Annotated in this window: 16 protein-coding genes; 7 read left to right on the top strand and 9 right to left on the bottom strand. The window is 45.4% G+C overall.

All coding sequences use genetic code 11. The features are described 5' to 3' along the window. Positions 1–281 (bottom strand): hypothetical protein (locus JKY90_00655; GenBank protein MBL4850783.1); only part of this gene is annotated, 281 nt, incomplete at its 3' end. A gap of 387 nt (positions 282–668) precedes the next feature. Here JKY90_00655 and JKY90_00650 point away from each other — a divergent pair. Further along, positions 669–827 (top strand): hypothetical protein, encoded by a 159-nt coding sequence (locus JKY90_00650; protein MBL4850782.1) that lies wholly within the window; start codon positions 669–671, stop codon positions 825–827. Positions 828–880: 53 nt separating this feature from the next. Here the strand turns inward: JKY90_00650 and JKY90_00645 are convergent, their stop codons facing one another. The 3 genes from JKY90_00645 to JKY90_00635 form a co-directional block, all read right to left on the bottom strand. Continuing rightward, positions 881–1693 (bottom strand): DUF4197 domain-containing protein, encoded by an 813-nt coding sequence (locus tag JKY90_00645; protein MBL4850781.1) that lies wholly within the window; start codon positions 1691–1693, stop codon positions 881–883. A 21-nt stretch (positions 1694–1714) separates the two neighbouring features. Beyond that, complete coding sequence (locus JKY90_00640; GenBank protein MBL4850780.1) at positions 1715–2125, bottom strand: hypothetical protein; 411 nt, start codon at positions 2123–2125, stop codon at positions 1715–1717. A gap of 80 nt (positions 2126–2205) precedes the next feature. After that, positions 2206–2934, bottom strand: a complete 729-nt coding sequence (locus tag JKY90_00635; protein ID MBL4850779.1) for a DUF4126 domain-containing protein — start codon at positions 2932–2934, stop codon at positions 2206–2208. Positions 2935–3029: 95 nt separating this feature from the next. Here JKY90_00635 and JKY90_00630 point away from each other — a divergent pair, with 95 nt between their 5' ends. Then, on the top strand, positions 3030–3377 hold the full coding sequence (locus JKY90_00630) for a hypothetical protein (protein MBL4850778.1): 348 nt from the start codon (positions 3030–3032) through the stop codon (positions 3375–3377). A gap of 291 nt (positions 3378–3668) precedes the next feature. On the opposite strand, the gene JKY90_00625 is transcribed toward JKY90_00630, so the two are convergent. The 3 genes from JKY90_00625 to JKY90_00615 all read right to left on the bottom strand — a co-directional run bounded on the left by JKY90_00625 (position 3669) and on the right by JKY90_00615 (position 5775). After that, positions 3669–4430, bottom strand: coding sequence for a molecular chaperone DnaJ (locus tag JKY90_00625; GenBank protein ID MBL4850777.1), 762 nt, complete (start codon positions 4428–4430; stop codon positions 3669–3671). Continuing rightward, entirely contained in the window at positions 4430–5137 is a 708-nt protein-coding gene (locus JKY90_00620) for a VWA domain-containing protein (GenBank protein ID MBL4850776.1), read from the bottom strand. Before JKY90_00620 ends, JKY90_00625 begins: the two co-directional genes overlap by 1 nt. Before the next feature lie 206 nt (positions 5138–5343). Then, on the bottom strand, positions 5344–5775 hold the full coding sequence (locus tag JKY90_00615) for a nuclear transport factor 2 family protein (GenBank protein ID MBL4850775.1): 432 nt from the start codon (positions 5773–5775) through the stop codon (positions 5344–5346). Positions 5776–5952: 177 nt separating this feature from the next. Between JKY90_00615 and JKY90_00610 the strand changes: the two genes are divergently transcribed. The 3 genes from JKY90_00610 to JKY90_00600 all read left to right on the top strand — a co-directional run bounded on the left by JKY90_00610 (position 5953) and on the right by JKY90_00600 (position 7929). Continuing rightward, entirely contained in the window at positions 5953–6237 is a 285-nt protein-coding gene (locus tag JKY90_00610) for a hypothetical protein (protein ID MBL4850774.1), read from the top strand. Between the two features lie 387 nt (positions 6238–6624). Next, entirely contained in the window at positions 6625–7077 is a 453-nt protein-coding gene (locus JKY90_00605) for a hypothetical protein (GenBank protein ID MBL4850773.1), read from the top strand. Between the two features lie 288 nt (positions 7078–7365). After that, complete coding sequence (locus JKY90_00600; GenBank protein MBL4850772.1) at positions 7366–7929, top strand: DUF2914 domain-containing protein; 564 nt, start codon at positions 7366–7368, stop codon at positions 7927–7929. A gap of 37 nt (positions 7930–7966) precedes the next feature. Here the strand turns inward: JKY90_00600 and JKY90_00595 are convergent, their stop codons facing one another. Both JKY90_00595 and JKY90_00590 read right to left on the bottom strand, forming a co-directional pair. Next, on the bottom strand, positions 7967–8203 hold the full coding sequence (locus JKY90_00595) for an RND transporter (protein ID MBL4850771.1): 237 nt from the start codon (positions 8201–8203) through the stop codon (positions 7967–7969). A gap of 201 nt (positions 8204–8404) precedes the next feature. Continuing rightward, positions 8405–9028 carry a hypothetical protein gene (locus JKY90_00590; GenBank protein MBL4850770.1) on the bottom strand — a complete coding sequence of 208 codons (624 nt, stop codon included), beginning with the start codon at positions 9026–9028 and terminating at the stop codon, positions 8405–8407. A gap of 145 nt (positions 9029–9173) precedes the next feature. Here JKY90_00590 and JKY90_00585 point away from each other — a divergent pair, with 145 nt between their 5' ends. Together JKY90_00585 and JKY90_00580 are read left to right on the top strand one after the other, a co-directional pair. After that, complete coding sequence (locus JKY90_00585) at positions 9174–10289, top strand: anthranilate phosphoribosyltransferase (GenBank protein ID MBL4850769.1); 1116 nt, start codon at positions 9174–9176, stop codon at positions 10287–10289. A gap of 507 nt (positions 10290–10796) precedes the next feature. Further along, positions 10797–12512: an EAL domain-containing protein gene (locus tag JKY90_00580; GenBank protein ID MBL4850768.1), complete on the top strand. Its 1716-nt coding sequence runs from the start codon at positions 10797–10799 to the stop codon at positions 12510–12512. Positions 12513–12580 lie beyond the last annotated feature (68 nt).

Here is a 12580-nt window from a genome sequence, read left to right as displayed (position 1 = left end):
CCTTTGTTGCTACCCGATCCTAAAACATCTTCCAGCTGTAAACTCAGTTCAGGGCTGGGTGCCAATCCAGCTTGCTGCACTCGCCCTTGTTGTGCTTTTAATTGATAATCAAAAGCCCGTAGGTTTGGATTGTGTTCAATGGTTTTAATAACGGCTTCATGCAAACTTATCGTGCGCTTGTTAGTCTCTGAATCGGAGGCTACAGCAACGCCAGTGGTCATGGTTGAACTCAGTAATACCAAACAAAACGCAACTGACCGCGCAGCTATTTGTCTTGGCATAAGAAAAGATACCCACATTACAAACTCCTTGTCTACGCTTGCTACTGTGTAGGCGTAACAATTTGATGGATTACAGCCATAAAAAGCATGGAAAAACCAGCTCGCGTAGAAAGCTTACGCTAATCTACGGTAGAAATTCTCAGAAGGATTTTAGTACTGTGGTGGCGCCCGTAAAGGCGGAGAAAGGAGGTAGTAGCTACGAAGAATGAGCTTGCTCTCGCGGCAGCGCTGAACGAGCTGTCGTGAAGAGACAAATATCACCAAGGTAAAAAAGAGAGCGAATAGTGCCAGTGCAAAAACGCTGTAATTGGCATTTTTCAATACCCCATCAGGGCTGATGTCGACCTCGGATACCACACCATCATGATGATCGTTATGGGATGTATCATGAGTGAAATGGGCTTTGCTCAAATGGTCGTGATCGCCAGCTTTGTCAATGGCATGGATATGGCTATGGTAATTGTTGGGGTGGTTATCATGTCCGTGATCCAGATGATGAACGTGCAGCTTAACGCCTTGCGCGCACAGCAGCGCCAAAGAGAGTAATAAGCTCCACAATAGCAATGTCCGTCTGTTTATTTGGCGAAAAGAATTCATATCTAAAAAGAACTAAATACTTTTTTTAATAAATCACTGCTACGTGACAGTGGATCCTGACGGATTTTTGCTTCTTCCAAGGCCAGTTTAGCAAATAAACCATCGAGCGCCTTGCTCGTTACATATTTGTCTAAATCAAGATCATCTTTATCAACGAACCTACCAAGGAAACCTGCTTTTTTCGTTAAGTTTTTATAAGATGATGTGACGCCCGTTTCATTAGTAGCATTTTCTACTAAAGGATAAATTGAATCACTTAATTGACCTTCAGTATTGCGCCTAAAAAAAGCCGTAGCGGCATCATCGGGGCCACTGAGGATTGACTTGGCATCATCAAGCGACATGTTCTTGATGGCTTCACCGAAAATTTTCGATGCTCGGGGGATTGCTTTTTCAGCGGCGCTATTCATGGTGCCAATAAATTGATCAGCATACTTGTCTTGTCTGATAGCACGTAAACCTTTCTCTACCGATTTTAGCGCACCAGGCATGGGGATTCTGACGGTGCTATCGTTAAGAAAGCCCCCGTCTTTGCCAAGCAAAGCGATAGCACGTTCAATACCGACAGATAAAGCCTCTTTAAGACCATCGACCATTTCACCATCAGTCAGCGATGATAATGATGTGCTACTGGTTTTATCATCGTCACCCAGATGTTTTTTAAGAAAGTCACCAAAGCCTGCTTCGCTACGAAGACTGAAGGTCAGCGCCATGACCCCTACAATAACACAGACAACAGCAAGCGTTGTCATGCGACGCTGCTTAGCACGAAAATCAGTGCATTCAGCCCCCGCTTTCATTGACCGAATGTACATAGAGACTTACCTTATAGTTGGTTAGTGGCGACAGTATCGATTGTGCGTATGGCTATCGCGATAATAACGCTTTTTATAGGAATAGTGTTTATTGCCATAATGGCTATCGTAACGATTACCACGATAATGTTTCACTATATGGTCATTACTGTAATGCCTGCGTTGTATATACTTCTTTTTATGGCTGAAGCCATAACGCTGGTGTTTTTTGTGGTGCCTGTTCTGCTTGTAGCGATGGCTATTATAATGCGGTTTAGCATAACGATAGTTATGTTTATAGGCAAGATAACCAGCCGTGACAATGGCAGCGCCAGCGATAATGGCGACAGTAGGGTTAGTGTGCCGCTGATGCTCGGCCTGCGCGGGTGAAATTGTCGCCATCGTGGCGATGAATATAGATCCTAAAGTTCCTATTAAACGTTGGTTTAACATAACACGCCTCCTTAAGCTTGTTTTGTACGACTCCCACATTGCGATAATTAAACTGAATGGCCTGTGAATCGATGGGTGAATTATTGGTCGGGATTGCTATTAAACTGTTTGGCTGCGGGTTTCAATATTGGCTTCGCTGCGGGTGTTTCAGGTTGAATTAAAGTTTCAGGCCGATTTTTCGTCATGACAGTACGCGCCGGAATGCGACGACCAAAGCTGCGAATAACCTGCCATAGCTGTTGTATGCCGGTCCATAGCTTGGGTAAAAGCGAAGCCATGGCTAATATTACAATGACTAGCAGAACCAAAAATACAACAGGGTGAGTCAGTGCGGCCCAAAGGCCAGCAAATACCGCAATATCTTCACCTAGTGAGACAGTCCAGTTCGAAACAGGTTCAGGTGAGGTATTGATCATTATACGACTACCGGCCTTGGTAGCATGGCTGGCAGTGGCCAGGCTACCGCCGACCAATCCTGCGGCAAGGGTTAAAGCCGGGCTGACATCACCGATTGCGCTGGCAGATAATACTGCGGCAGCGGGTATGCGAATAAAGGTGTGTATGGCATCCCACAGCGTATCAAGCCCTGGTATTTTGTCGGCGAAAAATTCAATGCAATACATCAGGCTGGCTGCTGCCAGTACTAAAGGGTTGCTGAGCACCTCTAGTTCTTGTGGCAGATCTATGTGACCCGTTAGACCGAATACACTCAGCATGGCCACTGCCGCATAAAGATTGATGCCGCTGGCCCAGGCAATGCCCATGACCAAAGCAATGGTATCAATAGATTGCACAGCATCTCCTGTCATTAATTTAATACTTAGATAGCGTATTAAATCCGCTCAATAAACTCATTATACGTTATTATAGCCCTTTTATTATGAACATAAAGTTAATAAAAACAATGGCTTATAAAGTTATTTTCGTGATATACGCGCTCTGTTTTGTAATGCTCACTGCCTGTAGCGGCGCCAATAATGCTGCTGAGGCCAGTTGGCTTCATGGCACTTGGCAAGTCAGTCATAATCCTAAAAATGATGATGAAGATGACATGGTGTTTATGGCTGATGGCAAGGTACTGATTAAGACCCAACAGGGTGATTTAGTAGGCCACTATGCGGTGGAAGGCAGGTTGTTAAGAATGCTTATTACCGTCAATGGCAAACCAGTGCCGACAGAGTTTAGAGTGTCGCAAAATAACGCTAAATTAATATTTAAAAATGGTGCCGAATACTCACGCAAAGTGCCCTAGGGGGGTGTTAACAATCATTTTAACAGTCCTGTTGCACCTTCAATGGCGCCAGACGCCCCGCAGGAAGTGCCCTTGGGGTACAAGGCGAGAGGAGAGAAGTTTGGTGGTTCCAAATAAGCGACGAACAACGCAGTCTGGCGCCATTGAAGGTGCAACCCGAAGGGCCAGTGCGCATTGCTCATCCAGCGGCGTTGTCACTCGCTTATGTGGGCCAACCACACCGCACTCGCTCCGCCTTGCTGGATGAACAATGCGCGCTGGCAGGATTGTCAAAATGATTGTTAACACCCCCTAATATTTGGGTTTATTTAATAACACCTTTTTTGCCTGATTGATTTTTGCCGCCAAATAATCGGAGCCGCCGCGGTCGGGGTGTATTTTTTGCATCAGGCGTCGATGAGCGAGCACAATGTCTTTTTCGTTTGCACTGTCATCTAAGCCTAAAATTTCTAATGCTTCAGCGTAGGACATCTTGCCATCGGCATTGGGTGCAGTTTGATGATGTGTTGCCTGATACCAATCTTCACCATAAATGCGATCTAAATAACTTTTAACTAATGCGGCAGACTCCTCGTCATTGGCTAAGCATTCTTCATGGAACTGAATAATTGCTTGCATTGACATCGCACTAAGGCGCTGCCCGACAAAATAGCCTTCAATAACTTCGCCATCGAGTTCATTATTGTCATGGTTCAGTGTCATCGTAATATAGCGAGCACTGACTTCAGAGCTGTTGTTAGTGGTTTGAGATGATGGTTGTTGATGGTTGCTAAAACCACTTTGGCTTTGTTTCCAGTTTCGAATCCACTTAAGTATGGGCAAGTAGCGTAATAACGGTAATAGCTTTGGCAAGGCAGCGAACAGAGCACCAATGAGCGCAATGATCCAGTTGAGCTTCACGACAGCGATGAGGACGACAAGACCAATAGCAACATAAAAGCCAATCTGTTTTATTTTTTTTGCAACGTGTGCGGGACTGGCTTTGAGGAAGGCATTGAGAAATATAGCCAGCGCAGCAATAACCAGTAGCCCAATAATCAACTGTGGTGGCACTAGCGCTTGCCTAATTGATGGCTGAGCTGTAACACGTTGCCACCTTGTTTTTCGCTATAATTTTCCAGAGCCTTGCGCCCACCCGCAGCATAAACAGCAACAGCGCTCATCAGATCACGCAGTTGCTGAGCGCTGCCCATGTCAAAATGACAATAAGCACCTTGACTAAGCGTTGCCATCTGACGAAATGCCTGGCGGGTATGGGGGTCGTTGCCTTCCTGAAAAATGAATATTGGCACAGCCAAAACACCGAGTTGGCCGGCTGCATTACAGAGGTCATCGACATTTTCTTCACAGCTATCACCGACAAAGACGATAGCATTGATTTTTACGCGCTTTGTTTCAGTGATGGCATGGCGTAATACGCGCTCAATTTGTGTGTGTCCGCCAAGACACTGGACAGCGGACATATTTTTACGCAGTGTATCGGTATCGATCAGCCACGAAGTGTGGTTAAATTCGTTGAAACCACGGAAATAGCAGAGCTGAACCTCTAGCCCGCCGAGTTCGTCGCTAGCACTGAACATCTCGCTTTGTAGTTGGCAGGCAGCGTCCCAGGTTGACCCACGGCTAGCGGTAGCATCCATCGCAAACAATAATCGCCCACGTCTGGACGCGGGTTTGATGCTCTGTGTCGCGGCGACTTTTTCCAGGAAAGCGTTAACGCTGGGATTGTTGGTTTCAGTGGTTAGCGTTTTTTTTGTCATGATGAGACCAGGGTCTGTTAATACGATAAACATAGCAGCGATCATCGCCGTCGCTTCGGGTTGTACCCCAAGGGTGCCTAGCTCGTTGTTTATTTAGAGCCACTAAATTTTCTCCTCGCGCCCCGCCTAAAGCGGCCTACTGTTAGTGCCCGACCCGATGGGGTGGCAACGCTGAACCCGTAATTATTACATGAATAGAGCGCTAGCTAATGGATGGCTTCGCTGCTGATGTTTTGTATTTTCTGAGGCTGTCGTGAGGGTGATGCGTGGTGCAAAATCATCTGCCAGCTGGAATCGACATATTGATAGACATTGGTGGTGTGAATGACAGATTGCGTCATACGGTCACCTTCGATCAAAGTAATATGCTCGTCAACACTATGAACGGCAAGCGTTGTGCCGATGTTGTGGCGTTGTGCCCCGATTTTGATGGCGATCCCTGGCGGCTGTTGAAACATTGAGCGCCAGCTTTCGTGTACGGCTTTAGTGCCACTTAGTCGATCGGACAGCGGGTGGATACACTCGATATGATCGGCATCGCGCCAAACTGAGGCCATTAAATCGAAATTTGCCTGCTCAAAAGCCCGGTAAAATGCCTCTTCTGCCTCGTGCGAGGTGTTATAGCGTGTACGGCTCATTTTATGTTTTTCTCGACACAAGGTTTTCTCTGTTTGGTTTCGAATAAGTATATACGGTGGTCGGGTGTTCTGGCGTATTGCAAACTGCAATATCCAGATAGGTCTTGGCTTAATGACGTATGTGGGGTATAACCAGCGCTTTTCAATGGTTTTTTAGACTTTTTCTAGGGGAAATATATGGCTGAAACAGTTGATGGGTTGTCGGTGGAATATACAGATGATGGTGTTATAACGGTTAAAGAGCTCGATAAGATTGTTTTGACCAAGGGTGCTTGGGCGACGCTGATTTATCGTTATCAGGATTTGAATCGTAAAACGGATGAGTACGGTCCGGATAAATATACTATTAGGCGTTACCAGAAGCGTAATGGTGAATACCAACAAAAATCTAAATTTAATATTTCCAGTGCTGACCAGGCGCGCAAGATCATCACTGCTTTGGAGCAATGGATTGACGAATAAGACTCAAGGGCGGTTCTATGTGTACTTACAATCTCTGTGAAACTTACAGACGAGCCCAGGCTCAGCGTTATCATTCCTCGACGTGCAACCAGCATGCCTTGGTAATGATGCCTCGCCTAAAGCGCCTACTGTTGGTGATCCTGGGCTCGCCTGTAAGACAGAGCCCGTAAGTACACATAGAATCGCTCTTTACTGGCCTATGATTCTTATATTTGTTAGAATATTGTTAGGAAGTCACAATTTCATGCGTGTACATTCAACCTGACTCGAGTGGAGTTCCAGTGGCCTTGCGATAACACAGGGCGATGAGCTTGGTATTGGCGAAGTTGCCTAAATATCGAATTTTCACACTAAAATATTTTATATAACGTAGGTAAAAATAGTCTCATGGCAGTTAAGAAAAGAAAGCGTAATCCAAAGAGTAAGCCTGCAATTGTGTGTATTGACCATAAAAGCACACATGGATATCAGGTAAGAGTGCCCTTTGAACATAGCCCGCAAACCCGTTTTTTTGCGGATGGTGTTCATGGTAGCGGCCGTAAGGCGCTAAAGATTGCTGAGGAATGGCGTAACACAATCTTTAAAAAGAAAGGTATTAACCCAAGTAACCGACGCACAATCCGCTTCACTCATAAAAACAACACCACGGGTGTTGTCGGTGTGACCACGCAATGGATTTGCAAAGGTGAGTATGAATACAAGCATTATGTAGTGAGCTGGTGCCCTAAACCTTATCACCAACAGAAGAAAACATTTTCCGCGCACAAATACGGTGATGCTGAGGCACGTGAAATGGCGATTCATTTCCGCCAGAGTCGCGTCAAGGAAATGCTTGCTTAATCATTTTGAATGAAGTTACAACGCCTGCTCTATCTTGAAGGTATTGTGGGCGTTTTTGTATACTCTCCTATGATAGCTTTGACTTGCGCAATGCAAGTAGCGATAGTGGGGCTGGCGTTAAAAATTGCAAAGTGATGGCGTAAAGCCTTGATTTTCCTGGTTAAAGCAAGACCAACGTCGATAGTGTGATATGGCTCGAATAATTTGTGATCTTTGCTACCATCACTTCAATAAACCACCTACAATGTTGCCATTGATTTTGAATTCGCCAGTATGGAGATGACTGCAATGGCCAACACAATCTTATATTTTCGGTTAGCGCCCTTATTGCTGATGTTACCTTTGGTAGTGAATGCAGTGGATCATGACGCACTGCATGATGAGCAGCTTCTTGAAGAGGCAGAGTTCATCGAGAAGCTGATGTCTGAGGAAACGGATATCTTGGCCGAAGAAACACCACTTATTTCGCCCGCAGATGACAATGCGACAAATTCAGGTGTGATTGATCGCCACTCAGTTAGCTCGCCAACAACACAATCAGATAATGTCATCCGTTCTGCCTTTGCACTGGCTGTGATAGACCGTGAGCCGGTTGATGAGGTCAGCGTTGTCAGCACAGGCAGCGTTTACTATTTTACTGAGTTAAGTGGTCTTGAAGGCACCATGGTTCGTCATCGCTGGATATATCAAGGCGAGGTGATGGCTGATGTTGAGTTTCAAGTTGGTGGGTCGCGTTGGCGTGTCTGGTCAAAGAAAAGTCTATTGCCACGTTGGGTCGGACAGTGGAGCGTTTCCGTCGTCGATGAAGACGGTGTTGTGATACAGAGCGAAACGGTGGAATACCGCCCTTAACGGCATTCTTGTGTTCAGAGTTTGCTTAGCCAGCTTGCTAATTGTTGCTTGCTTGGGCTGATTTTTTCCTCAGTACTCGCACAAGTTTGAGTAGAAAGATGATGGCCGGTATGCCATGAAGCAATAGATCAAAAATATCGGTTAAGCCACTTAGGTTGCCAGTAAATAGCATTTGCAGCTTTTCATAGACATGGGGCGGTTTAAACGGTGCCAGCGCCAAAGGCAGTGTCACAATTGCTAGAATGGGTAAGGGAATTTTATCGAGCCATTTCATCGCTTTTATGTTCTCGCTTGGTGGTGCGTAATAGTGAGTGTGTGGCGACTGTAGCAAATGATGACGCCTTAGCGCCAGTTTGTTATGGCCACACGTTCGCTTCTTTGTGTTTGTGGTACCGGCGTGTCCTTACACAATAGCTGCCCTCGCACCTTCCTGTGCTTCGCAGCATCGGTGTGCCTCTATACACCCAAGGCCATGTTAGCCTTCATTGGCTGCACGAATCACTAAGCCGCTTTGTGTTGCAAACAGTTGATAATGTGCGCCATCGCTAAGCGGTACATAGGCGGCACTGCCATATACTGCATCGATAAATGGTAGCCAAGCCGGGTAATGTCGCGCGAGTTGCCATATATCGACGCGATTATTGGCGCTAAGCGTATAAATACTACGTTGTTCAGACTTTTCTTGCGCAATATCGGTGAATCGGCCGCTAAGGCGTTCTAATTGGTATTGTAAGTCTAGCCCCAACAAGTTGGCATAGGGATGCCATTTTAATACTCGCGCATCAACCTGCCAGTCATCGCCTAATATTTTGAACTGCTTTGGTTCTTGCTGTGGCAGGTCAAGAGTGAGTTGATAGTGTTGTTCACTTATATTTTTGATGTGGATATCGGCTAAATGTTGTTCATAGGTCAGTCGTTGGTAACCGTATAGATTGCTCGCGAGCAGTAGTAATGCAATTGATAGCATAATCAAACTAAGTGTGAGCGATGCGTTGAAGCTACCTCGTAACCATTGCTTGCGGCGACAGCAATGAATCGTAATAACCAATAAAAGAAGGCTAATAGCGAGAAGAATTGCAGCAAGTAGATTTAATGTCATAATGTTGACTCTATCAGTAAGCCTTGATCAATAATGTTAAACCATAGGCGATTTTAATGCGCGGACGGCTATATTATGTGCAGTGGCATATACTTATTGCAGGGATTTTTGGTTTATCTGCCGCATAAAATAATTAGGATATTTGATGGTCAGTCTTAAAAAAACAAATGATACTTTAATGCGAGAAGTGATTCAGCGTATTGCAACAGGCCCTGCATTGAGCAAGGATTTGTCAGCAGAGCAAGCCGAGCAGGCAATGCAGCAGGTGTTGAGGCAGCAAGCCGACCCGATTCACGCAGCTATCTTTTTTATCGCTTTACGTATGAAACGTGAAACCGATGATGAGAATATCGGTGTGTTACGGGCGATTCGTCAAGCCACTCGCCATTGTGTTGCTGCGGTCGATGAGGTAGTCGATCTATTTGACCCGTATAACGGATATATTCGTTGTTTGCCCATGTCACCCTTTATCCCCTGTGTTCTGGCTGCCTGCGGTCTGCCTTGCTATAGCCATGGTATTGAGCGTGTTGGGCCTAAATATGGTGTGACACATGAAGAGGTGATGGCAGCAGCAGGAATTAATGTTGCATTGCCTGTCGATGAGGCTGCAATGAATTTGGCCTCACCCGATATCGCTTGGGCTTATGTGTCGCAATCTCAATTTTGCCCACAGTTAAGTGATTTGTCAGACCTGCGGCATAAAATAGTAAAGCGCAGTATTTTGACTACTGTTGAGGGGTTTGCCGGTGCGCTGACCGGGCGCAAACAAACACATTTGGTTACCGGTTATGTGCATAAGGCCTATCCACCGATTTATCTCGAGTTGGCGCGAACGGTGGGTTATAGCTCGGCATTGGTGATTCGAGGCGTGGAAGGAGGAGTAGTGCCATCACTACGTCAGAATGCCAAGGTACATCGCTTAGTCGATGAGTCCATCACGGACTTAGTGCTTGAGCCGGCAAATTTTAGTATTGAACAGTCACAGCGAGCTGTTGCTTTGCCTGCAGAGTTTGCAGGTATTGATGGGGTCTCTCTCAATACAAGGCAGCGCAAAGCGTTGGCGCAAACAGTGCTTGAGTCAGGTTTGGCCGTTTTATCAGGCGAGCCGAGCATGGCGCGTGACGCACTTGTTTATGGCGCTGCACTAATCTTGTGGCATTGTGGTCGGGCGGCTAGTCACATGGAAGCAGCAGAACAAGTGGCGCAGGCTATCGATAACGGGATTGCTGCCAACCATTTTAAGGCACTGCAACAGGCTTAGCCCGTATGGCTCACTAAAATGATGAGCCATTACTTGATGTTTACTCCACGAGGGGTAGTGAGGAAAATACCCCCTTAGGGGGTTGAGTCTTAGGGTGAAACCACCTCGCTTCTGCCGAGAAGTATGGGCTAAACAGGCGCAGTCAAGCAGCAATGGAACATTACATAGCGTGACGTATTGACGTCATAAAGCCATGAGCAATGCTGTGGGTAAATCGCCAAAATTCCTTATGTAGTCGCTGTATTTCCTTTTTTCCGTGTGGATTATTACTGCTTAATACTCTCTGCTTATGAGGCACATCACCTTATTGGCATTCGCTTAATAGATGTAAGCTAATCTCATTAAACATATTGCGTTTTACGCCGATATTTGAACCTATAAAAACACGTTGCTGAGTTAATGTGCTATTGGGATCAAAAACGAAAAAGACAACAAAAACGGAATTCTTGTCAATGCCAACACTATGCTAAACCATACATTAATCAATAAGACAAAATATTGAATCTATTGCTAGTCGATAAGGATGACAATGATTATGCGATGATAGTCAACGCATTACGTTGTCATGACTACGAGCAGTTTACTATTACTCGGGCATGTCGTCTTGATGAGGCGATTGAAATGATTGATAGTGAACGCTTTGATTTGGTTATTTCTGATCTCAATCTTCCTGACAGCAGCTCGATAAGCACTGTATCTAGACTAGGCCGCTATGCAGAGATTATCCCTATTATCATGTTAACCAATATTAGTGACCAACGTATTGGTCAAATGGCGATTAGCGCAGGTATTGAAGATTGTTTTGTCAAAGATTACTTCAATGACATTGAGTTGCTGTATAAAACCATAAGCTTTTCTATTGAGCGTCATCGTATTAAGAAGCAGCTGCGCCGGGCTTGTGCCGAACATGAGCGTATGGCAACACATGATGTGGTTTGCGATATCCCAAACCGCCTACTGTTTCTTGATCGGCTCAATCATGCGTTATCACATGCTGACCGTCACGGTGATTCATTGGCCTTAGTGTATATTGACCTGGATGGTTTTAAGCCAGTAAATGATGGCTTAGGCCATGATGTTGGCGACTTTGTTTTATCAACGGTGGCGCGTCGCATTCATAATCAAGTACGTGAATCCGACACCCTGGCCCGTATTGGCGGTGATGAGTTCGCTGTGTTATTGCCACGCTGTGACGATGTCATGAATCTCGATCAAGTTTTACAAAATATTAAACGCGTAATATCAGAGCCAGTCATATATCAAAGTCTGACATCTTCAGTCACTGCCAGTATTGGAGTTGCTTCGTATCCAAAGGATGCGACCACACGGCATAATTTAATGCACTTTGCTGATCTTGCTATGTTTGAGGCGAAAGAACAGGGTGGTAATCGTATTCGCTATTTTCGTGAATCAATGACAGACGGGCGCCAGCGTCGACGCCAATTAGAAAATGATCTGCGTGATGCAATTGATAAGCAGGAATTGGATTTGCACTACCAATCGATAATACAGCTTGAAGACGACTCTTTGTATGCCATTGAAGTACTGCTGCATTGGCCGCGCTGTTGCGAAGGTGGTGATATGGCGCATGGCGAAATTTTTCAAGCCGCAGAAGATGGCCGTTTAGTTGTTCGTTTAGGTCACTATATGCTTGAAAAGCTTGGTGCCGACATGGAGCGCTTAGTACAGTCTGGTGTTAAACGTTTGACTGTGAACTGTAATGTGGGGCAATTGCGCCACAATGGTTTTGTTGAAGCGCTGGCTGAGATCAACACGTTATGGAATAACTTTGGTCGCGAATGTTACGTCGAAATTGCCGAGTTGGAAATTGCGCGCGATAAAAAAGCAGTGGTATCGGCAATCAGAAAACTTAATAAACATGGAATCAAGTGTATTATCGACCACTTTGGCGCAAGCCATGCCTCTTTTTCCTATCTAAAAGCCGTTGATTTTGCCATTGATGCCGTTAAAATCGACCGCAGTTACCTCTGCGATATAAATAGTAATAAATCTGATAGCCGTATACTTAAGGCTATTATCGGTTTGATCTCTGACCTGGAGTTCGATTGTGTTGCATTAGGCGTGGAAACTGCCGAACAAGACACTTACATTAGAAGCTTAGGTTGCCAGCTTGCCCAGGGCAGTTACTATTCACAAGGTGTTGTGTTGGCTGATTTGCCGCGCCAAGCCAGCAATATTAGCTTGTTACGAAGTCATCGATAAGCGTTGAGTTAGCCTTAACCCGCAATCGTTAGAGTTTATCTGTTGTAACACGAAGACATCTTATCTGT

The organism is Gammaproteobacteria bacterium (assembly GCA_016765075.1).
In the GTDB taxonomy this organism is placed as follows: Bacteria; Pseudomonadota; Gammaproteobacteria.
This window is presented reverse-complemented; position numbering and strand designations above follow the sequence as displayed.